This window comes from Pseudomonas sp. BLCC-B112 (assembly GCF_028550695.1).
In the GTDB taxonomy this organism is placed as follows: Bacteria; Pseudomonadota; Gammaproteobacteria; order Pseudomonadales; family Pseudomonadaceae; genus Aquipseudomonas; species Aquipseudomonas danubii.
Genome location: NZ_JAQQGK010000004.1, coordinates 127,668 through 149,333 on the forward strand (window position 1 = coordinate 127,668; position 21,666 = coordinate 149,333).

The 21,666-nt window shown below is 64.3% G+C and carries 18 protein-coding genes; 6 read left to right on the forward strand and 12 right to left on the reverse strand.

Annotated elements, in window-relative coordinates:
* Positions 1-9: 9 nt before the first annotated feature.
* Genes PQT43_RS12045 through PQT43_RS12065 form a run of 5 tightly spaced genes read right to left on the reverse strand, consistent with a single transcriptional unit; the run spans position 10 to position 4,876 of the window.
* Complete coding sequence (locus tag PQT43_RS12045; protein ID WP_102879282.1) at positions 10-1,029, reverse strand: polysaccharide biosynthesis/export family protein; 1,020 nt, start codon at positions 1,027-1,029, stop codon at positions 10-12.
* A 22-nt stretch (positions 1,030-1,051) separates the two neighbouring features.
* Positions 1,052-1,696, reverse strand: coding sequence for a CpsD/CapB family tyrosine-protein kinase (locus PQT43_RS12050; protein WP_102863544.1), 645 nt, complete (start codon positions 1,694-1,696; stop codon positions 1,052-1,054).
* Position 1,697: 1 nt separating this feature from the next.
* The gene (locus tag PQT43_RS12055) at positions 1,698-2,450 is read right to left on the reverse strand and encodes a sugar transferase (protein WP_102879284.1); all 753 of its coding nucleotides are present in this window, start codon (positions 2,448-2,450) and stop codon (positions 1,698-1,700) included.
* Positions 2,451-2,507: 57 nt separating this feature from the next.
* The gene (locus PQT43_RS12060) at positions 2,508-3,527 is read right to left on the reverse strand and encodes an NAD-dependent epimerase (protein ID WP_102879285.1); all 1,020 of its coding nucleotides are present in this window, start codon (positions 3,525-3,527) and stop codon (positions 2,508-2,510) included.
* Entirely contained in the window at positions 3,524-4,876 is a 1,353-nt protein-coding gene (locus PQT43_RS12065; RefSeq protein ID WP_110653237.1) for a UDP-glucose dehydrogenase family protein, read from the reverse strand. The genes PQT43_RS12060 and PQT43_RS12065 overlap by 4 nt, the downstream gene beginning before the upstream one ends.
* Before the next feature lie 647 nt (positions 4,877-5,523).
* Between PQT43_RS12065 and PQT43_RS12070 the strand changes: the two genes are divergently transcribed.
* Positions 5,524-6,825: an OprD family porin gene (locus PQT43_RS12070; protein ID WP_123391138.1), complete on the forward strand. Its 1,302-nt coding sequence runs from the start codon at positions 5,524-5,526 to the stop codon at positions 6,823-6,825.
* Positions 6,826-6,942: 117 nt separating this feature from the next.
* On the opposite strand, the gene PQT43_RS12075 is transcribed toward PQT43_RS12070, so the two are convergent.
* From PQT43_RS12075 to PQT43_RS12105, 7 genes are all read right to left on the reverse strand, one after another.
* On the reverse strand, positions 6,943-7,887 hold the full coding sequence (locus PQT43_RS12075; protein WP_253085537.1) for a carbohydrate kinase family protein: 945 nt from the start codon (positions 7,885-7,887) through the stop codon (positions 6,943-6,945).
* 13 nt (positions 7,888-7,900) lie between these two features.
* A complete protein-coding gene (gene xylB / locus PQT43_RS12080) occupies positions 7,901-9,394 on the reverse strand; it encodes a xylulokinase (protein ID WP_253085530.1) in 1,494 nt (497 codons plus the stop codon).
* On the reverse strand, positions 9,391-10,893 hold the full coding sequence (locus PQT43_RS12085; RefSeq protein WP_253085531.1) for a mannitol dehydrogenase family protein: 1,503 nt from the start codon (positions 10,891-10,893) through the stop codon (positions 9,391-9,393). Before PQT43_RS12085 ends, xylB begins: the two co-directional genes overlap by 4 nt.
* A gap of 31 nt (positions 10,894-10,924) precedes the next feature.
* A complete protein-coding gene (locus tag PQT43_RS12090; RefSeq protein WP_102879290.1) occupies positions 10,925-12,028 on the reverse strand; it encodes an ABC transporter ATP-binding protein in 1,104 nt (367 codons plus the stop codon).
* A gap of 23 nt (positions 12,029-12,051) precedes the next feature.
* The gene (locus PQT43_RS12095; protein ID WP_102863552.1) at positions 12,052-12,882 is read right to left on the reverse strand and encodes a carbohydrate ABC transporter permease; all 831 of its coding nucleotides are present in this window, start codon (positions 12,880-12,882) and stop codon (positions 12,052-12,054) included.
* A gap of 10 nt (positions 12,883-12,892) precedes the next feature.
* Positions 12,893-13,819, reverse strand: coding sequence for a carbohydrate ABC transporter permease (locus PQT43_RS12100; protein ID WP_253085532.1), 927 nt, complete (start codon positions 13,817-13,819; stop codon positions 12,893-12,895).
* 157 nt (positions 13,820-13,976) lie between these two features.
* The gene (locus PQT43_RS12105; RefSeq protein ID WP_272754142.1) at positions 13,977-15,248 is read right to left on the reverse strand and encodes an ABC transporter substrate-binding protein; all 1,272 of its coding nucleotides are present in this window, start codon (positions 15,246-15,248) and stop codon (positions 13,977-13,979) included.
* Between the two features lie 388 nt (positions 15,249-15,636).
* Between PQT43_RS12105 and PQT43_RS12110 the strand changes: the two genes are divergently transcribed.
* The 5 genes from PQT43_RS12110 (at position 15,637) to PQT43_RS12130 (ending at position 21,651) form a co-directional block, all read left to right on the forward strand.
* On the forward strand, positions 15,637-16,659 hold the full coding sequence (locus tag PQT43_RS12110; RefSeq protein ID WP_102863555.1) for an AraC family transcriptional regulator: 1,023 nt from the start codon (positions 15,637-15,639) through the stop codon (positions 16,657-16,659).
* Positions 16,660-16,867: 208 nt separating this feature from the next.
* Complete coding sequence (locus PQT43_RS12115; RefSeq protein WP_102879294.1) at positions 16,868-18,532, forward strand: AMP-binding protein; 1,665 nt, start codon at positions 16,868-16,870, stop codon at positions 18,530-18,532.
* A 14-nt stretch (positions 18,533-18,546) separates the two neighbouring features.
* Positions 18,547-19,308 (forward strand): SDR family NAD(P)-dependent oxidoreductase, encoded by a 762-nt coding sequence (locus PQT43_RS12120; RefSeq protein WP_123390772.1) that lies wholly within the window; start codon positions 18,547-18,549, stop codon positions 19,306-19,308.
* A gap of 12 nt (positions 19,309-19,320) precedes the next feature.
* Entirely contained in the window at positions 19,321-20,511 is a 1,191-nt protein-coding gene (locus tag PQT43_RS12125; protein ID WP_102879296.1) for an acetyl-CoA C-acyltransferase, read from the forward strand.
* Between the two features lie 12 nt (positions 20,512-20,523).
* Positions 20,524-21,651, forward strand: coding sequence for an acyl-CoA dehydrogenase (locus PQT43_RS12130; protein ID WP_110595731.1), 1,128 nt, complete (start codon positions 20,524-20,526; stop codon positions 21,649-21,651).
* The last annotated feature ends 15 nt before the right edge of the window (positions 21,652-21,666 follow it).

Here is a 21,666-nt window from a genome sequence, read left to right on the forward strand (position 1 = left end):
AGAGGGAACTCAGTTGTTGTTCGTTTCTTTGTTGTCGACGCGGTAGCCGAAGCTGAACCCGACACCCTGGAACATGATCACGTCCGCCAGCTGCTTGCTCAGGGCCCCGGCCTTGGCCAGGCGGGTCTTGGGCACGTAGAGCATGTCGTCCGGTTGCAGGTAGGCGAACTGCAGGGCCTTGCCGTCCAGCGCCGCATCGGCGTCATAGACCCGGGCTTCGACCTGATTGCCCTTGCGCCGCATGATCACCACCGAGTCCAGGCGCGCGGTGGGTCCGGCGCCCTTGGCCAGGGTCAGGGCTTCAAGCACCGAGATCGGCCGGCGGATCGGGTAGGCCCCGGGCTGGCCGACTTCGCCCATCACGAACACTTCGTTGGCGGCGGTGGTCTTGAGCAGCACGTCGACGCTGACCTGGCCCACTTCCTTGGCGTAGCGCTGGTTGATCAGGGTCTGCAGCTCACTGAGGCTCTTGCCCTGCAAGGACAGGCTGCCCAGCAGCGGGAAGCTGGCGCGGCCATCGGAACCCACCACGATCTCCCGGCTCAGGCCGGTGGCCGGGTTGGTCAGGCTGGTGCGCAGGTTGTCCAGCTGGGCCATGGCGTGGGAGATCGAGAAGGTGATCTGCGGCTTCTTCAGCACCTTGGCGTACTGGGCTTCCAGGGCCTGGCGCGCCTGTTCGGCGGACAGCCCGGCGACCTGGAGATTGCCCACGTAGGGCATGTCGATGCTGCCGTCGGGCAGCACCAGCTTGCTGCCCCCCAGTTCCGGGGCAGTGAGGAAGCTCACGTCCACCTGATCGCCGGGCTGCACCCGATACGGCTGCTGGCTGGTGGTGCCGATATGGAAGATCACATCGAGCACGTCCTGCGGGCGCAGCACCTGTTCGATGGGCATGACCTCGGTGAGCTGGGCCTGGTCGGCCGGGGCGCTGAGGATCTGCACCGGCATCTGCTGCGGCTCGCGGTTGACGCAGCCGCCGAGGGCGGCCAGCAACGACAGGCCCAGCAGGGAGAGTCTTGGCTTGTTCATGGTTACACGGTCCTTGTGCCGGTCAGAGACGGTCATAAACCCACTTGGGCATGTAGTACTTGCGGGCGTTGAACACGCTGCCGATCAGCTTCGCCTCGGCCTGGATCAAGCGCTGCGCCGCGGCCTGGGCCACTTCCCAGCGGGTTTCCTCGCTGCGTACCACCAGCACCACGCCGTCCACCTGAGTGCTCAGGGTGAGGATGTCGCCGCTGCTGTACACCGGATCGCCGTCGATGATCACGAAGCGATAGTCCGCGGCCAGGGCCTGCAACAGTTCCTGCAGCAGTTCCGGGGTCAGGCGCTCGGCGTATTGCTGGCGGCGGCCCAGGGGCAGGAAATCGAAGCCCAGTTCATCGCTGCTTTCGATGCACTGCGCCAGGAGCGGCGGGGTATCGGCCAGGGCCAGGTCGAGAAAGCCCGGGCGTTCGCCCAGGTCCAGGCGCCGGGTCAGGCTGTTGTCCGAAAGGCTGGTGTCCACCAGCAGGACCCGGCCGCGGCTGGTGCGCGCCAGTTCGCTGGCCATGCTCAGGCTGCTGCTGGTGATGCCGCTGTTGCGGTTGGCCGCCGTCAGCAGGATCACCCGCAGCTCGCGGTCGAGCACGGTCACTGCCAGGTTGCTTTCGCTGGGACGCTGGATCTTCAGACTGGCTAGGGTTGCTGCCGCCATTTCAACTTGCTCCATGGCCATTGAGGACCTTGAAAGGGGTTTTGATCAGGATCTTCAGGTCGAGCCAGGGGCTCTGCTGGAAGATGTAGGTCATGTCGAGGGTGACCCGACCGTCGAAGTCCACGTCGCTGCGTCCGGACACTTGCCACAGGCCGGTGATCCCGGGGTAGATGCTCAGGCGTCCGAGGTGGTGTTCCTTGTAGGTCTGGGCGTGGAACGAGGTCGGACGCGGGCCGACGATGCGCATCTGGCCGAGTACCACGTTGATCAGGTTCGGCAATTCGTCGAGGCTGGTGCGCCGCAGGAAACCGCCGATGCCGGTGATCCGCGGGTCGCGGTCGATCTTGAAGTCCACCGAATCCGGGCCGTGCTTGTTCAGGTGGCGCACCGAGTCCTTCAAGGCTTCGGCGTTGACCACCATGGTGCGGAATTTGTACATGCCGAAGCGCCGGCCACGAAAACCGGTGCGCAACTGGACGAAGAACACCGGCCCGGGGCTGCTGAGCTTGATCAACAGCGCGACCGTCAACAGCACCGGTGACAGCAGCACCAGCAGCGTCGCCGCCAGCAGCGCCGAGGTCAGGCGCTTGCTGCGTGACAGGGTCCAGGGTCGGCCGCCGTCGCGGCCACTGATCCAGCCATGCTGTTGCAGCTCGATGGCGGCCTGGACTTTGCGCCGGAACGGATCGTTGCGCCGGTCGATGCGAGCAGGCGCCGGCACCTCGGTTGCAGGCAATGAGAAGGGTCTTTCCATATCCACCGGGAATACTTCCATAGCAAAGGTTGGGTAAAAACGCCCAGGGGCGTGGGCTCAGGACGCGCCGCCCGGGTAGTAGCTCAGGTACCACTGGACGAAGTGCTTCAGGCCCTCTTCCAGGGTCACCTGGGGGCCGAAGCCGGTGAGGTTTTCCAGGGCACTGACGTCGGCGCAGGTGTTGAGCACGTCACCGGGCTGCAGGGGCAGGTACTCCACCTGGGCCTGGCGTCCGAGGAGCTTTTCCAGGGTTGCCACGTACTCCTTGAGTTCCACTGGGCGCTGGCCGCCGATATTGAACAGCCGCCAGGGCGCCATGCTGGTGGACGGGTCCGGTTGTTCGCGGTCCCACAGCGGGTCGCGCACCGGCGGCTTGCCCAGCAGGCGTACCAGGGACTCGACGATGTCGTCGACATAGGTGAAGTCGCGCTGGTGCAGGCCGTAGTTGAACAGCTTCAACGGCCGGCCCTGGCTGATGGCGTCGGCGAACAGGATCGGCGACATGTCCGGCCGGCCCCAGGGACCGTAGACGGTGAAGAAGCGCAGGCCGGTGGCCGGCACCCCGAACAGGTGGCTGTAACTGTGGGCCATCAGTTCGTTGGCTTTCTTGCTCGCCGCGTACAGCGACAGCGGGTGGTCGACGTTGTCGCTGACCTTGTACGGCGTTTGCTGGTTGGCCCCGTACACCGAGCTCGATGAGGCGTAGATCAGGTGCTCCACCGGGTAGCGCCGGCACATTTCCAGCAGGTTGAGGAAGCCTGAGAGGTTGCTGTCCAGGTAGGCCTTGGGGTTTTCCAGGGAGTAGCGCACCCCGGCCTGGGCGGCGAGGTTGATCACCACCTGGGGCCGGACTTCGGCGAACAGCCGCTCCAGGCCCTCGCTGTCCGCCAGGTCCAGGCGTTGCAGGGGGAAGTGTCCCACTTGCTGTTCGACCCAGCGCACCCGGTCGCGCTTGAGCTGGGGGTCGTAGTAGTCGTTGAAATTATCCAGTCCGGTGACCTGATGCCCATCCTTGAGCAAGCGCAGTGCGGTATGGGCGCCGATGAAACCGGCGGCCCCGGTGATCAGGATATTCATGCGCGCAGCGCCTCCGGTACGCGGTAGGGCAGGCCGATGCTCAGGTAATGCAGGCCGGCGTCCGCTGCCTGTTGCGGGTTGTACAGGTTGCGGCCGTCGACGATCAGGCGATCGTTGAGGGTGTCGTGCAGCAGCTTGAAGTCCACCACGCGAAAGGCTTTCCACTCGGTGCAGATCACCAGGGCGTCTGCGCCTTGCAGGGTGTCGTCACGGGTTGCGCACAGCTGCAGGTCGTCGCGGTAGCCGTACAGCCGTCGGCATTCGGTCATGGCTTCCGGGTCATAGGCATGGACCTTGGCCCCGGCCTGCCACAGCGCTTCCATCAGGTAGCGGCTGGTGGCTTCGCGCATGTCATCGGTGTTGGGCTTGAAGGCCAGCCCCCACAACGCAATGACCTTGCCCTTGAGGTTGTCCCCCAAGTGCGCCTTGAGCTTGCGAAACAGCACATGGCGCTGCTGTTCATTGACGTCACGCACGGTCTTGAGCATGTGCGGCTCCAGCCCGTGGCTTTCCGCGGTGTGGATCAGCGCCCGCAGGTCCTTGGGGAAGCACGAGCCGCCGAAACCGGCGCCGGGGTAAATGAAGTGGTAGCCGATGCGCGGGTCGGCGCCGATGCCTTTGCGCACAGCATTGATGTCCACCCCCAGGCGCTCCGCCAGGTTGGCCATCTCGTTCATGAAGCTGATGCGAGTGGCGAGCATCGCGTTGGCGGCGTACTTGACCAGTTCGGCACTGCGGTTATCCATGAACATCAGGCGGTCATGGTTGTGGTTGAACGGTGCGTACAGCTCGCTCAACTGCTGGCGGGGCCGTTCGTGGGAACAGCCGACGACGATCCGGTCCGGACGCATGCAGTCGGCCACCGCCGAGCCCTCCTTGAGAAACTCCGGATTGGAGGCCACGTGCACCCGCAGTTGGGACTTGCCCAGGTCCGCCAGTTGTTCGGCGACCGTCTCGATCACCAGGTCAGCAGTACCCACCGGTACGGTGGATTTGATCACCAGGGTCTTGTCGCTGTGCATCAGACTGGCAATGTTGCGGGCCACTGCCAGGACATGGTCCAGGTCCGCCGAGCCGTCTTCGTTGGAGGGCGTGCCGACTGCGATGAAAATCACCTGGCCATGGCCCACTGCATCGCTGGCCTGGGTGGTGAAGTGCAGTCGGCCGGCCTTTTGATTCTCTTCGATCAGGGTCGCCAGACCCGGCTCGTGAATCGGAGGAATGGAACGTTGCAGCTGGGCAATCTTATGGCTGTCGATATCGACACAGACCACGTTATGCCCGACATCGGCGAGGGCAACTGCTTGCACCAGGCCAACATAGCCAGTACCAAAAACGCTGACTTCCAAGGGAACGACCTCGTCCATGATGAGTGTTGGGTGAGGGCATGCCTCACCTTCTGAAAAAGGCGTGTGGCACATGGCCGCTATCACGCTCTTTTTTTGACACTATCATAAGGTTGAGACGGTTAATTGACGTTTTGCAGTGATGCATAAATGACGCTGGCGTTTTCGGCGAATCTTTTATTGATAACAAATCCTTTTAATACAATAGGTTAGATTGATTAATGATGGTCATAATGGAAAGCGTCAAATACTTGATCAGTTGTTCAGAAAGAATAATAAAACCGACGAACGGTAGGTAAAAACGTAAAAAATATGATGCTTTTTCGCCACTATTGACTACCGCGTTGTCTTGGTCAGGTGGTTTTCTGATTATTTAGTCAGGTTTTTTGACCGGTCTTATCGTGCTGAAATTTGCCAAAATTGACAGCTTTTCTGCTGGTTATGGCTGTTCGACGGCGTGGGCAGTGAGTGCAGTCGCGGCGACTGGGGGAGTCAGACTAAAGTCGGGTTGGGGGCAGGGCGGGCCATCTGCCATCATTGCCGACCTTCATTGATTCAATCAATTCAGCCTGCGACTTTTGATTCGCGGGATGGATTTCACCTGGGTCTTTCTTTACCTCGCGTCACTGATTTTCTGCTGGAGCCCGTTCATGCGTCCCCCTTTTGCGTTACTCAATCCGTGCCCACTCCTGGGCCTCGGAGCTGTCGTCCTGTGCGCAGGATTTGCCCCGCTGGCCCAGGCCGGTGGTTTTGTCGAGGACAGCAGCGCCAAGCTGGAGTCACGCACGGTCTACTTCAATCGGGACTTTCGCGACGGTCACACCCGCACTGATCAGGGGGCTTCCAAGCGTGAAGAGTCGGCCCAGGGTTTCATCCTCAACCTGCAATCGGGCTACACCGAAGGCACCGTGGGTGTTGGCCTGGATGCCTTGGGCATGTTGGGTATCAAGCTGGATTCCAGCCCTGACCGCAGCAACAGTGGTCTCTTGCCTTCCAGCGGACACGACCCACGGGGTTCTGCGGATCAGTACGCCAAGCTGGGCTTGACCGCCAAGGTGCGAATGTCCCGGACGGTGTTCAAATACGGTGCGCAACTGCCGGACCTGCCATTGCTCAAGTACAACGACGGACGCCTGCTGCCGACGATGTTCAACGGTGCCGTGCTCACGTCCAAGGAGGTCAAGGGCCTGACCCTGACGGCTGCGCGCTTGAACCGCTACACCGCCCGGGATTCCACCGATGCCCAGGACATTCGCGTGCACTGCAAGAACAAGCGCTATGCCTGCAACACCACCGCGGACCACTTCGACACCTACGGCGTGGACTACCAGTTCAATGAGCGCCTGACCGGCCAGTACCACTACGCCGAGCTGGAAGACATCTACCGCCAGCATTTTGTCGGCCTGTTGGCCAACCAGCCGCTGGGGCCCGGGGTATTGAAGGGCGACTTGCGCCTGCTCAAGAGCGCCGACAGTGGCGCCGAGCGCGCCGGCAGCATCGATAACCGTGCCTTGAGCACCCTCTTGGGCTACAGCCTGGGCGGCCATGTGTTCAGTGCCGGCTGGCAGCGCATGTATGGCGACAACTCGATGCCCTACCTGGATGGCAGCAACCCGTACCTGGTGAACTACGTCCAGGTCAACGACTTCGCCGCGATCCAGGAACGTTCCTGGCAACTGCGCTACGACTACGACTTCAAGGCGCTCGGCCTCAATGGCTTGAGCTTCCTGACCCGGTACGTCAGCGGTGACCACATCAAGGTGCCGGGCAGCCTGCGTGAAGGTCGCGAGTGGGAGCGCGACAGCGAGCTCAAGTACGTGGTGCAGAGCGGCACCTTCAAGGACGTGAGCCTGCGCCTGCGTAACGCCACTTACCGCAGCAACTACCAGAAGATCGCCCGTGACATGGACGAGACCCGCCTGATCGTCAGCTACAACTTCTCGTTGCTCTGACCAAGGCCCAGGAAAAGCACCACGGTGGCGCTGAATGTTGTAGGAACTGGCTTGCCGGCGAAGGCGTCGCCCGAATCGGCGCAAGGCTGACGGGCCTCTTCGCCGGCAAGCCGGCTTCTATAGCGGTTGCAGTTGATGGCGGTAGGGCAGGTCCGGGCCGGTGCGGGTGCAGGTCAGCGCCGCGGCCTGGACGGCAAATCGCAGCAGGCTGTCGATCTGGGCAGGGGGCAGTTGCCCCAGGCCCTGAGGCGAGTCCAGGCCCTGTTCGGTGAGCCAGGCGATCAACGCCGCCTGGAAGGTGTCACCGGCGCCCACGGTGTCGGCCACCTGCACCTGGGGCGAGGCCACCGACCAGCTGCCATGCCGTGCACTGAATACTGTGGCGCCCTGGCTGCCACGGGTCAGGAACACCAACTGCGCATGCTCTTGCAGCCAGCCCTGGATCAGTTCCTCGGGCGCCTGCCCGGGATACAACTGGGCCAGGTCCTCGTCGCTGACCTTGATCAGGTCGGCATGCTGCACCAGTTCACCGATACGCTGGCGCCACAGCTGGATATCCGGCTGCGGGTTGAGTCGCACATTGGGATCGAGACTGATCAGGCGCCGCCCCCGCTCGCGAAGCACCAGGGCCAGCAGGGTGTCGGCAATCGGCTGCACCACCAGGGAAAACGAGCCGATGTGCAAGCCGCGCACGCTCGGGTCCAGCTCCGGCAGGTGCTCCTGCAGAAGCTGGCGATCGGCACAGCCTTCGCCACGGAAGCTGTAGTGGGGCGAGCCGTCGGCGCCAACCGCCACCATGGCCAGGGTGGTGGGGGCGTCGAACTCCTGCAGGTATCGGGTGTTGACCCCTTCGTCCTGCAGTACCCGTCGCAGGCGTTGGCCCAGGTAATCCCGGGACAGCCCGGCCAGCAGGGCCACGTCAATGCCCAGGCGACGCAGGCCCAGCGCCACGTTGAAGGGCGAGCCCCCGGCAATAGCCTGGAACTGCACTTTATTGGCTTGGGTACTTGCGTCATCGACGCTGAAACAATCGAACAGCGCTTCGCCACACACCAGATACATAGTCATTCGCTCTTCAAAGGGTTGCCAGATGCTGTTGATAGCGCGCATACGCCGGCTCGTAGGCCTTCACCTGTTCGGCCTGGGGCCAGGTCTGGCTGTCGAGGTCGAGGCTTACGCAGCGTTCACAGAGTTGCGCCAGGCTAAAGGCCGGGTCCGTCTGCCGTCCATGGCACCAGGCCGCCTGGATCGCCGCACCCAGGGCGGCGGCTTCGGCTTCACGGGTGCAGATCACCGGGGTGTGCATGATATCGGCGACCATTTGCCGCCATAGCGGACTTTTTGAGCCGCCGCCGATCAGGCGGATGCTCTGGCTTTGCAAGCCATTGGCCCGCAGCAGGTCGAGGCCGTAGCGCAGGCCGAAGGTGGTGCCCTCCAGCACCGCGCGGCACAGGTTGGCCTGGGTCAGGTTGTCCAGGGTCATGCCCAGCAGGCTGCCACGGGCCTGGGGCAGGGCGGGGACCCGCTCGCCATTGAAGAACGGCAGCAGGCACAAGCCTTCGGCGCCGATTGGCGCCTGGCCCGCCAAGCGGTTGAAGCTGTCCAGGTCCAGCTCCAGCAGTTGGCGCACCAGGGTGGTGGCGTTGGTCAGGTTCATGGTGCAGATCAGCGGCAGCCAGCCACCGCTGGACGAGCAGAAGGACGCCACCGACGCGTGGCTGACCAGCGGCTGCTCGGCATAGGCATACAGGGTGCCGGAAGAGCCCAGGCTCAGGGTGATGATGCCGGGCTCGATATTGCCGGTGCCGATGGCCCCGAGCATGTTGTCGCCACCGCCGCTGGCCACCAGGGCCTGGGGGTTGATGCCCAGGAGCCCGGCCATCTGCGGCAGTATCCGTCCCACCGGCTGCTGGGCCTGGATCAGTTCCGGCAAGGCACGCTCCAGGCGGCCCTCGGGGTCGATGTGGGCCAGCAGGGCTCGGTCCCAGTCACGGCGGTGGACATTGAAGTAACCGGTGCCGGAGGCGTCGCCGTATTCGCTGCAGCAGCGCCCGGTCAGCCAGAAGTTGAGGTAATCGTGGGGCAGCAGGATATGGGCGATGCGCTGGAACAAGGCGGGGTGCTGTTCCCGGGTCCACAGCAGCTTCGACAGGGTGTACCCCGGCGCCAGGGCGATACCCAGGCGCTCAAGAGACCCTTGTTCGCCCCCCAGGTGATCCAGCAGGCGCTGGTTCTCGGCCACGGTTTCGGTGTCGCACCAGAGCTTTGCCGGACGCAGCACCTGGCCTTGGTCATCCAGTAGCACCAGGCCGTGCTGCTGGCCGGAGACCGCAAGGCCAAGAATCTCCCGGCCATCGACCCCGGCCGCCTGCAACGCCTGGTGGGTGGCGCTGATGCAGGCTTGCAGCCATTGCCCGGGGTCTTGCTCGCGTCGGCCGTTGGCGCCGCTGATCAGGCTGTGGGGGGCGGCGCCCAGGCCCAGGACGGCGCCGCTGTGGCTGTCGAGGATCAGGGCCTTGGTGCCCTGGGTGCCACAATCAAGACCCAGGTACAGGGCGGCTGTTTTCATCCTGCGCTCCGCGCTGGACGCGCTGGCTTGGCCAGCAGGCGTTCCAGGGTCAGGCTGACGCCATGCTCGCGCAGGCTGTTGAAGCAGCGCTCAAAGGCGTCGACGAACTCGGCGGACCTGGGGATCGCCAGGCCGAAGATTTCCTCCACTCCCAGCAGGCGCTGGGTCAGCAGGGTGTCGTCCGCCACCAGGGCCTGGCAGAACTCGGCCCGTGGATCGGCAATCGTGTAGCGCACGCCGTTTTCGTCCACGCCCCGCAGGTACAGGGCCCAGGCGGCCACCACCAGGGCCGCCCGCTCGGTATCGCGGCCCTCGGCGATCAGGCGGTTGAGGGTGGGCACGGTGAACTTGGGAAATTTCGACGAGCCGTCGCTGCACACCCGCTCCAGCTGGTCGGCGATGGCCTGGTTGGAAAAGCGCTGGACCAGCGTGTCCTTGTAGGCCGCCAGGTCGATGCCCGGCACCGGCGCCAGTTGCGGGGTCACGTCCAGGTCCATGTAGGCGCGCATGTAGGCGACGAACAGCGGGTCGTTCATGGTTTCGTGGACGAAGCGGTAGCCCTTGAGAAAGCCCAGGTAGGTCAGGGCCAGGTGGCTGCCGTTGAGCAGCTTGATCTTCATCTCTTCGTAGGGCGTGACGTCGTCGGTGAACTGCACGCCCACCTGTTCCCAGGCCGGGCGGCCGTTGACGAACTGGTCTTCCAGGACCCACTGCACAAAGGGCTCGCACACCACCGGCCAGGCATCGTCGATGCCGTGCTGGTCGTGCAGTTGCAGGCGGTGGGCGGTGCTGGTCATGGGGGTGATGCGGTCCACCATGGCATTGGGAAAGCTCACCTGAGTGGCGATCCAGTCGTGCAGGTCGGCGTCGCGCCGGGCGGCAAAGGCCAGCAGTGCCTTGCGGGTCACGGCGCCGTTGTGGGGCAGGTTATCGCAGGACATCAGGGTGAAAGCCGCAATGCCCGCGGCGCGACGCTTGGCCAGGGCGGCACAGAGGAAGCCGAACACCGTGCGTGGCTGCTGGGGGTGGGCCAGGTCGTGCTGGATCTGCGGCAGGTGGAGCATGAACTCGCCGCTGCTGTCATCGATGCAGTAACCGCCCTCGGTAATGGTCAGGGAGACGATGCGGATCTCTGGGCTGGCCAGCTTGTCGATCAGCGCCTGGGGGCCGTCTTCGGCCAGCAGCATCTGGCTGATGGAGCCGATCACCCGCACTTCGTGGTCGTTGCCGTCCCCCAGTTCGAACAGGGTGTAGAGGCAGTCCTGGCCCGCCAGGTCGTCCCGGGCGCGGCGGTCCTCGGCGCGCAGGCCGACCCCGCAGATGCTCCAGTCCAGGCCCTGGCCCTGATTCATCAGGGCGTCGGTGTAGTAGGCCTGGTGCGCCCGGTGAAAACCGCCGACGCCGATGTGCACGATGCCCTGGCGGGTGTCGGCGGTACTGTAGGCCGGCACCTGCACCTGGGGCGGGAGCTGGCTGAGGTTGAAGCGATTGAGTTTCATGCAAGGGCTCTCGGTAATCGGGCGGCGGCCATCAGGCGGCGGCGCGCAGGGAACGGGGAACAGCGACGCCTTGGGCATCGAACAGGTGGCAGTGCTCGGGGTCCAGGCGCAGGTGCAGTTGCTCGCCGCAGCGGCTGGCCAGATCACCGCGGATGCGCAGGGTCAGGGCCTCGCCGCAGGTGCTGCGCACATGACAGAAGGTGTCGCTGCCCAGGCGCTCGGCCACGTCGCTGGTGACTGGCAGGCTGCCGGGGCCGGGCTCGCCCAGCTCTAGGTGTTCGGGGCGAATGCCCAGGGTCACCGGACTGCCGACCTTGAGCTGCGGATGGCTTTGGCTCAGGCGCAGGCGCGCTCCGGCCTGCAGTTGCACCTCGCACCCCTGGCCGTCCACCTGGCTGACGCTGCCCTTGAGAAAGCCCATCTTCGGTGTGCCGAGAAAGCCTGCGACAAACAGGTTGGCCGGGCGGTGATAGAGCTCCAGGGGCGAACCCACCTGTTCCACCCGGCCGCCGTTGAGCACCACCACCTTGTCCGCCAGGGTCATGGCTTCGACCTGATCGTGGGTCACGTAGATCATGGTGGCCTGCAGCTCCTGGTGCAGGCGTGCCAGCTCCAGGCGCATCTGCACCCGCAGCGCGGCATCGAGGTTGGACAGGGGTTCGTCGAACAGGAAGATCTTCGGGTTGCGCACGATGGCCCGGCCGATGGCCACGCGCTGGCGCTGGCCGCCGGAGAGTTGCTTGGGCTTGCGTTCGAGCATCGGCCCCAGTTCGAGAATGCGCGCCGCCTCGTCGACCTTCTGTTGCACCTGGGCCTTGTCGACCCCGGCCAGGTCCAGGGCGAAGGACATGTTCTTGCGCACGCTCATGTGCGGGTACAGGGCGTAGGTCTGGAACACCATGGCCAGGTCGCGCTTGGCCGGGCTGACTTGGGTGATGTCGCGCCCGTCCAGTTCGATGCTGCCGTCGCTGACTTCCTCCAGCCCGGCGATCAGCCGCAGCAGGGTGGATTTGCCGCAGCCGGAGGGGCCGACGAAGACCACGAATTCCTTGTCGTTCACTTCAAGGTCGATGCCCTTGATGATCTCGAAGCCTTCGAAGCCTTTTTGCAGGTTGCTGATTTTCAGGTGAGCCATGGGATGTCTCCAGAATTCGAGGGTTACTTCACCGCGCCAAAGGACAGGCCGCGCACCAGTTGCTTCTGGCTGATCCAGCCGAAGATCAGGATCGGCGCGCAGGCCAGGGTCGAGACCGCCGAGAGCTTGGCCCAGAACAGCCCTTCGGGACTGGAGTAGGAGGCGATCAGCGCGGTCAGCGGGGCGGCATTGGAGGAGGTCAGGTTCAGCGACCAGAAGGCTTCGTTCCAGCACAGGATCAGCGACAGCAGCGCGGTGGAGGCCAGGCCGCCCTTGGCGATGGGCATCAGCACCCGGAGCATTTCCTGGGCCAGGGTCGCGCCGTCCAGGCGCGCGGCTTCGAGAATGTCCCGGGGGATGTCCTTGAAGTAGGTGTAAACCATCCACACCACGATCGGCAGGTTGATCAGGGTGTAGATCACGATCAGCGCGATGCGCGTGTCCAGCAGGCCGAAACTCTTGGCCAGCAGGTAGATGGGCATCAGCACCCCCACCGGCGGCAGCATCTTGGTGGAGAGCATCCACAGCAGGGTGCGCTTGGTGTTGCGGGTCTCGTAGAAGGCCATGGAGTAGGCCGCCGGCACCGCGATCAGCAGGCACAAAGCGGTGGCACTGAAGGAGATCACCACCGAGTTCCAGGCGAAGGCCAGGTAGTTGCTGCGCTCGTTGATGTGCAGGTAGTTCTCAAGCGTTGGCGTGAAGATGAACTGCGGCGGCGTGGCAAAGGCGTCGATCTCGCTCTTGAAGCTGGTCAGCACCATCCAGAAGATCGGGAAGAAGATCAGGATCGCGATGGCCCAGGCCAGGGTGCCCAGTAGCAGGCTTTGCAGGCGTCGGGATTGTTGCAGGGTCATGGCGGGCACCTCAGCTCTGGTCAGTCAGGTTCTTGCCGATCATCCGTACCAGGATGATCGCGGCGATGTTGGCGATGACCACAGCGATCAGGCCGCCGGCGGAAGCCATGCCCACGTCGAACTGCACCAGCGCCTGGTTGTAGATCAGGTAGGCGAGGTTGGTCGAGGCGTAGCCCGGGCCGCCGTTGGTGGTGGTGAAGATTTCGGCGAACACCGAGAGCAGGAAGATGGTCTCGATCATCACCACCACGGCGATGGGGCGCGCCAGGTGGGGCAGGGTCAGGTGCCAGAAGATCGCGATGGGGCCGGCACCGTCCAGGCGCGCGGCCTCTTTCTGTTCCTGGTCCAGGGACTGCATGGCGGTCATCAGGATCAGGATGGCGAACGGCAGCCACTGCCAGGAGACGATGATGATGATCGACAGCAGCGGGTAGTGGGCCAGCCAGTCCACTGGCTGGGCGCCGAACAGCTTCCACAGCGCCGCCAGAATTCCCGAGACCGGGTGGAAAATCAGGTTCTTCCAGATCAGCGCGCCCACCGTGGGCATGATGAAGAACGGCGAGATCAGCAGGACCCGGACAATGCCCCGGCCGAGGAATTCGCTAGCCTCCAGCAGGGCACTGATCAGCACCCCGAGCACCACACTGATCAGCAGCACGCTGCCCACCAGCAACAGGGTGTTGGTGGCCCCGGGCACAAAGCCCGAGTCGCTGAGGAAGTAGCTGAAGTTCTCCAGGCCCACGAACTGGTTTTCACCGGGGTACAGCAGGTTGTAGCGGATCAGCGAGAAGTACAGGGTCATGCCCAGGGGCACGATCATCCACAGCAGCAACAACACCACCGAGGGGCTGACCAGGAACCAGCCGGGGCTGGCCAGGCGACGCTTGCGGGGGGCCGCCTGCGCTGGCAGATGGAGCTTGGCAGTCGAGGTATTCATGAGGATCACAACCAGTTGGGTATGAGGGGGCGCGACACTGCGCTGGCGTGGCCGGGCTGCGCGTAGGCGCTGGCGTGCCAGCGAAGGCGTCCTTGAACACTGCGCAAGACTCAAGGGCCTCTTCGCCGGCCAGCCGGCTCCTACAAGGCGTGCCGGGTTATTTCGGGTAGCCGGCGCGCTTCATTTCCCGCTCGGTGCTCTGCTGCGCGGCTGCCAGGGCCTGGTCCACGGTGGTCTGGCCGATCAGCGCCGCGGAAAACAGCTTGCCGACCTGGGTGCCGATGGCCTGGAACTCGGGAATGGTCACCAGCTGGATGCCGATGTAGGGCACCGGCTTGAGGGTCGGTTTGCTCGGGTCCACCGCCTTCAGCGATTCCAGGGTGATCCGGGCGAACGGCGCGGCGCTCATGTAGGCCTGGCTGTAGGTGGAGGCGCGGGTGCCCGGCGGCACATTGGCGATGCCGTCCTTCTCGGCCACCAGGGCTGCGTATTCCTTGGAGGTGGCCCAGGTGGTGAAGGTCTTCGCGGCGTCCTTGGCCTTGGAGCTGGCGGGGATCGCCAGGGACCAGGAGTACAGCCAGGCGCTGCCCTTGTCGGTGACCTGGTGCGGCGCGTAGGTGAATCCCACCTGCTCGGCGACCTTGCTCTGGCTCTGGTCGGTGACAAAGGAGCCGGCGACGCTGGCGTCGACCCAGATCGCGCACTTGCCACTGTTGAACAGCGCCAGGTTTTCATTGAAACCGTTGCTGGAGGCCCCGGGCGGGCCGGACTGCTTCATGTTGTCGACATAGAAGCTCAGGGCGTTCTTCCATTCTGGCCCGCTGAACTCGGGCTGCCATTGTTCATCGAACCAGCGTGCGCCGTAGCTGTTGGCCAAGGTGGTGATCAGGGCCATGTTCTCGCCCCAGCCGGCCTTGCCCCGCAGGCACAGGCCGTATTGCTCCTGCTCGGGCTTGTTGAGCTTGGCGGCGAATTCGCCGATCTGTTCCCAGGTCGGCCGCTCCGGCATGCTCAGGCCGGCCGCCTGGAACAGGTCGGTGCGGTAGTAGGTCATGGAGCTTTCGGCATAGAACGGCAGGGCGTAGAGGGTGCCCTTGACCGACAGCCCTTCACGGACCGAAGGGAAGACATCGTCCAGGTCATAGGCGGCGGGCAGGTCCTGCATCGGTTGCAGCCAGCCCTTGGCGCCCCAGAGTGCGGCTTCGTACATGCCGATGGTGAGCACGTCGAACTGGCCGCCCTGGGTGGCGATGTCGGTGGTCAGGCGCTGGCGCAGGACGTTTTCTTCCAGCACCACCCAGTTGAGCTTGATGTCCGGGTGCTGGCTCTCGAAGGTTTTCGACAGCCGTTGCATGCGGATCATGTCGCTGTTGTTGACGGTGGCGATGGTCAGGGTCTGGGCGCCGAAGGTGACGCTGCTGAGGGTCATGCAGGTGCTGAGGAGCAGGGCTTGGGTGCAAGGTTTCATCGGTCACTCCTCTTCTGCGCCAGTGCTGGCGACAGAAGGACGGTTATTGTTGTTATGTCTTCCGCCAGAGAGGAAGAATGTGGGCTGATTACAGCCCTCAAACGCGGCGCTGACAAATCATCCATGACACTGGAGTTGATACTTTTTTGCACTGCTTTGCTGCCGCTGCCAGGGCCCGGGTCTCGATTTGCAGGGCTTGCCCCGGGTTCAAGCCGCTACGGAGCCCGCGAATCCGTATCGGTTTCAAGGTGGGCGGGAGGCGACTCTTAGCCCAAAGCCCACTGGCATTTTTCCGATCACTGCCTAAGATGGCCGTCCTAAACCCCGATCCAGGAAACCCTTGGCCACGATGTCCGAAAAAGACACCATCTCCATGCAACTGGTGCGTGAGGCGCTGCTGCAAAGCTGCGCTCCGGGCGCGGCCACCGATGAAGTGCTGCACAAGGTCGGCATCGATCCGGCGGGCTTGCAGCAGGGCCGGGCACGGGTCCCGGCCAGCGCTTACGCTAGGCTCTGGCGGCTGCTGGCTCGGCGTCTGGATGACGAGTTCTTCGGTATGGACCCGCGCAAGCTCAAGTCCGGCAGCCTGGCCTTTCTCTGTCGCTCGGCCATGGCCCAGCCGACCCTGGCCATGGGGCTGGACTCGGTGCTGGGCTTTCTGTCGCTGATGTTCGAGCGCCTGCCGGCGCAACTGGTGCACCAGCAGAGCCTGGCGGAAATCGTCCTGCTGGAGGATGAACACGAGCCGCGGCGGGCCTTTACCTACTTCACTTACTGGATGATCGTCCACGGCGTGGCCTGCTGGCTGGCGGGTCGGCGGATTCCGATCCTGGCCATCGAACTGCGTTGCCCGCAGCCGGATTTCTGCGACGACTACCGGGTGATGTTCTCCGACAACCTGCGCTTTGATCGACCGCGCACGCGGATGATCATCGCCGCCGACTGCCTGGACCTGCCCATCAAGCGCAGCGAGGCGGAACTCAAGCGCTTTCTGGCCCATGCCCCGGCCAATATCCTGGTGAAATACCGCGATCCCGAAAGCCTGGCCAGCCGCATCAAGCAGCAACTGCGGCAATTGCCGGGGGAGCAGTGGCCGGAGAGTGAAAGCCTGGCCCAGAGCCTGTGCATGTCCGCCTCGACCCTGCGCCGGCGCCTGGCGGAAGAGGGCCAGAGCTACCAGGCCCTCAAGGACAGCGTGCGCAAGGAACTGGCGATTGTCTGGCTGGCGGAGCCGCAACTGAGTTTCGCCGAGATAGCCGGGCGCCTGGGGTTTGCCGACACCAGCTCGTTCTACAAGGCGTTTCGCAAATGGTCCGGCTCCAACCCCGGGCACTATCGCAGCCTGATCCTCAACGACCCGGACCTCTCTTAGGAGCCGGCTGCCCGGCGAAGGGGCCAGCAAGCCACGCGCCGCTCCGACAGATCCGGCCATCTCGCCGGATCTGTTGGAGCGGGCGCTTGGCCAAACCGGTCACGCAACTTGATAGCTTTGACCATTGTTCCGCGAGGGCTCTGGCGCCAGTATTTCCCCGGTTTTCATGAGGTTCCCATCCTAATAAGAACAGCGAGGGATTCTGGCAATGCGCAACTACCTGTCCGCTATCAAAGAGTTCAACTATCAGCACACCGTCGACGCCGCCCTTGCAGGCTCGCTGTCGGCGCTCAATGCCTGTGTCGAATGTTGTGACCGGCATGCATTGCCTGGTCGTATCGCGCTGTTCTGGGAAGGCCGGGATGGCAGCAGCGCCACCTACACCTTCACTGAATTGCAGGACAAGGCCGCACGCCTGGCCAACTTCCTCCTGGCCCAGGGGGTCGGCAAGGGCGACAAGGTCGCCGGACTGTTGCCGCGCAATGTCGAACTCTTGATCACGGTGCTTGCCACCTGGCGTATCGGCGCGGTGTACCAGCCGCTGTTCACTGCCTTTGGCCCCAAGGCCATCGAGCATCGCTTGAACAGTTCCCAGGCCAAGGTGGTGGTCACCGATGGGGTCAACCGACCCAAGCTCCTGGAGGTCGCCGATTGCCCCACCGTCGTCACAGTGGGAGGCGCCAAGGGCCAGGGCATCGTGCGCGGCGATTTCAGTTTCTGGGCCGAGTTGGAACAGTACCCGGCCCAGTGCGAACCGGTGCTGCTCAGTGGTGAAGACCCCTTCCTGCTGATGTTCACTTCCGGCACCACCGGCCCGTCCAAGGCCCTGGAAGTGCCGCTCAAGGCCATTGTCGCGTTCCAGGCCTACACCCGCGACGCCGTGGACCTGCGCCCGGAAGACGCCTTCTGGAACGTCGCCGACCCGGGCTGGGCCTATGGCATCTATTTCGGCGTCACCGGGCCCCTGGGCCTGGGTCACCCGATCACTTTCTACGACGGCCCCTTCACCCTGGAAAGCACCTGCCGGGTGATCAACAAGTACGGCATCACCAACCTCACTGGTTCGCCCACGGCCTACCGCCTGCTGATCGCCGGTGGCGACCAGTTCGCCCGGTCGATCAAGGGCCGCCTGCGCATCGTCAGCAGCGCCGGCGAGCCGCTGAACCCGGAAGTGATCCGTTGGTTCGCCGAGCAGCTGGACGTGGTGATCCACGACCACTACGGCCAGACCGAGCTGGGCATGGTGCTGTGCAACCACCACGGCCTGGACCACCCGGTGCATGTCGGCGCCGCCGGCTTTGCCTCGCCGGGCCACCGCATCGTGGTGCTGGACGAAGAGTACCGGGAGCTGGGTGTCGGTCAGCCGGGGATCCTGGCCATCGACCGCAGGCAGTCGCCGATGTGCTGGTTCGCCGGTTACGCCGGGGTGCCGACCAAGGCCTTTGTCGGCGATTACTACCTCAGCGGAGACACCGTGGAGCTGAACCAGGACGGCAGCATCAGCTTTGTCGGCCGCAGCGATGATGTGATCACCACCTCCGGCTATCGGGTGGGCCCTTTCGATGTGGAAAGCGCCCTGATCGAACACCCGGCGGTGGTGGAAGCGGCGGTGGTAGGCAAGCCCGATCCCGAACGCACCGAGCTGGTGAAAGCCTTTGTGGTGCTCAGCGAGCAGTACCGCGCCACCCCTGAGTTGGCCGAGGAGTTGCGCCAGCACGTGCGCAAGCGCCTGGCGGCCCATTCCTACCCCCGCGAAATCGAATTTGTCAGCGACTTGCCGAAAACCCCCAGCGGCAAATTGCAGCGCTTTATCTTGCGCAACCAGGAAATCGCCAAGGCTCAAGAGGCCGCGGCGTCAACAGCTACCGCATGAACAGGATTTGAATGATGGACATTGCAAACCAGGTGTTTCTCGTCAGTGGCGGTGCGTCCGGCCTCGGTGCCGCCAGCGCTGAAATGCTCGTCGCCGCCGGCGCCAAAGTGATGCTGGTGGACCTCAACGCCGAGGCCGTGGCGGCCAAGGCCCAGCAACTGGGCTGCCAGAGCGTGGTGGCGGACATCAGCCAGGAAGCGGCGGCCGAAGCGGCGGTGCAGGCCACGGTCAAGGCCTTTGGCAAGCTCAACGGGCTGGTCAACTGCGCCGGTATCGTGCGGGGCGAGAAAATCCTCGGCAAGAATGGCCCCCACGCTTTGGCCAGCTTCAGCCAGGTGATCAACGTCAACCTGATCGGCAGTTTCAACCTGTTGCGCCTGGCCGCGGCGGCCATCGCCGAAAGCACTGCCAATGCCGAGGGCGAGCGCGGGGTGATCATCAACACCGCCTCCATCGCCGCCTTCGACGGGCAGATCGGCCAGGCCGCCTATGCCGCCTCCAAGGGCGCCATTGCCAGCCTGACCCTGCCGGTGGCCCGTGAGCTGGCACGCTTCGGCATCCGGGTGATGACCATCGCTCCGGGGATCTTCGAAACCCCGATGATGGCCGGCATGAGCGAGGAAGTACGGGCCGGTCTGGCCGCTGGCGTGCCGTTTCCGCCACGCCTGGGCAAACCCGCCGAGTACGCCGCGCTGGTGCGGCATATCATTGAAAACAGCATGCTCAACGGTGAGGTGATCCGTCTCGACGGTGCCTTGCGCATGGCCGCCAAGTAAGGAGGAATTCTCATGTCCATTGCCCACGATCCGATTGTCATTGTCAGCGCCGTCCGCACCCCCATGGGCGGTTTCCAGGGTGAACTCAAAGGCCTCAGCGCCCCGCAACTGGGGAGCGAGGCCATCCGCGCCGCGGTGCAGCGCGCCGGCATTGCGGCTGACGCGGTAGAAGAAGTGCTGTTCGGCTGCGTGCTGTCTGCCGGCCTCGGCCAGGCCCCGGCGCGCCAGGCCGCCCTGGGCGCGGGCCTGGACAAGGGCACCCGCTGCACCACCCTGAACAAAATGTGCGGTTCCGGCATGGAGGCCACCATCCTCGCCCACGACATGCTGCTGGCCGGCAGCGCCGAGGTGGTGATCGCCGGTGGCATGGAAAGCATGTCCAACGCCCCATACCTGCTGGACCGTGCCCGCAGCGGCTACCGCATGGGCCACGGCAAGGTCCTCGACCACATGTTCCTCGATGGCCTGGAAGACGCCTACGACAAGGGCCGTCTGATGGGCACCTTCGCCGAAGACTGTGCCGAGGCCAACGGTTTCACCCGTCAGGCCCAGGATGAGTTTGCCGTGGCTTCCCTGACCCGCGCCCAGCAGGCGATCAAGGACGGTCTGTTCAAGGACGAGATCGTTCCCCTGCAGGTGATGATCGGTAAAGAGTCGAAGCTGATCAGCGATGACGAGCAACCGCCCAAGGCCAAGCTGGACAAGATCGCCACCCTGAAGCCGGCGTTCCGCGACGGCGGCACGGTCACCGCGGCCAACTCCAGTTCGATCTCCGACGGCGCCGCGGCCCTGGTGCTGATGCGTCGTTCCGCAGCCGAGCAACGCGGCCTCAAGCCCTTGGCGGTGATCCATGGCCACTCGGCCTTCGCCGACACCCCGGGGCTGTTCCCGGTGGCGCCGGTGGGTGCCATCGAGCGTTTGATGAAAAAGACCGGCTGGTCCTTGCAGGACGTGGACCTGTTCGAGATCAACGAAGCCTTCGCTGTGGTCAGCCTGGTGACCATGAGCAAGCTGGAAATCCCCCACGCCAAGGTCAACGTCCATGGCGGCGCCTGCGCCCTGGGCCATCCCATTGGCGCCTCCGGTGCGCGGATTCTGGTGACCCTGCTGTCGGCCCTGCGCCAGAAAGGCCTCAAGCGTGGCGTGGCCGCGATCTGCATCGGCGGTGGTGAAGCCACGGCCATGGCCGTTGAATGCCTGTAACGAGGAATCCCGATGTTGCCCAATGACGAACAACTGCAGATCAGCGACGCGGCCCGGCAATTTGCCCAGGAACGCCTCAAGCCTTTCGCCGCCGAGTGGGATCGCGAGCACCGCTTTCCCAAGGAAGCCATTGCCGAGATGGCCGAGCTGGGTTTCTTCGGCATGCTGGTGCCTGAACAGTGGGGTGGCTGCGACACCGGCTACCTGGCCTATGCCATGGCCCTGGAAGAAATCGCCGCCGGTGACGGCGCCTGCTCCACCATCATGAGCGTGCACAACTCGGTGGGCTGCGTGCCGATCCTCAAATTCGGCAATGACGAGCAGAAAGAGCGTTTCCTCAAGCCCCTGGCCAGCGGCGCCATGCTCGGCGCATTCGCCCTGACCGAGCCCCAGGCCGGCTCCGATGCCAGCAGCCTGAAGACCCGGGCCCGTCGCGATGGCGATCACTATGTGCTCAACGGCTGCAAGCAGTTCATCACCTCGGGGCAGAACGCCGGGGTGGTGATCGTGTTCGCGGTCACCGACCCGGCGGCCGGCAAGCGCGGCATCAGCGCCTTTATCGTGCCCACCGACTCGCCGGGCTATAAGGTCGCACGCATCGAGGACAAGCTCGGCCAGCACGCCAGCGACACCTGCCAGATCCTTTTCGAGGATGTGAAGGTGCCGCTGGCCAACCGCCTGGGGGAGGAGGGCGAGGGCTACAAGATCGCCCTGGCCAACCTCGAAGGCGGGCGCGTGGGCATTGCCTCGCAGGCGGTGGGCATGGCCCGGGCGGCGTTCGAAGCGGCGCGTGACTACGCCCGTGAGCGCGAGACCTTCGGCAAGCCGATCATCGAGCACCAGGCCGTGGCGTTCCGCCTGGCGGACATGGCTACCCAGATTGCCGTGGCGCGCCAAATGGTGCACTACGCCGCCGCCCTGCGCGACAGCGGCAAGCCGGCCCTGGTGGAAGCCTCGATGGCCAAACTGTTCGCCTCGGAAATGGCCGAGAAGGTCTGTTCGGCGGCGTTGCAAACCCTGGGCGGTTATGGCTACTTGAGCGACTTCCCGCTGGAGCGCATCTACCGCGACGTGCGCATCTGCCAGATCTACGAAGGCACCAGCGACATCCAGCGCATGGTCATTTCGCGCAATCTCTGACTTTTAGCAGGAGCT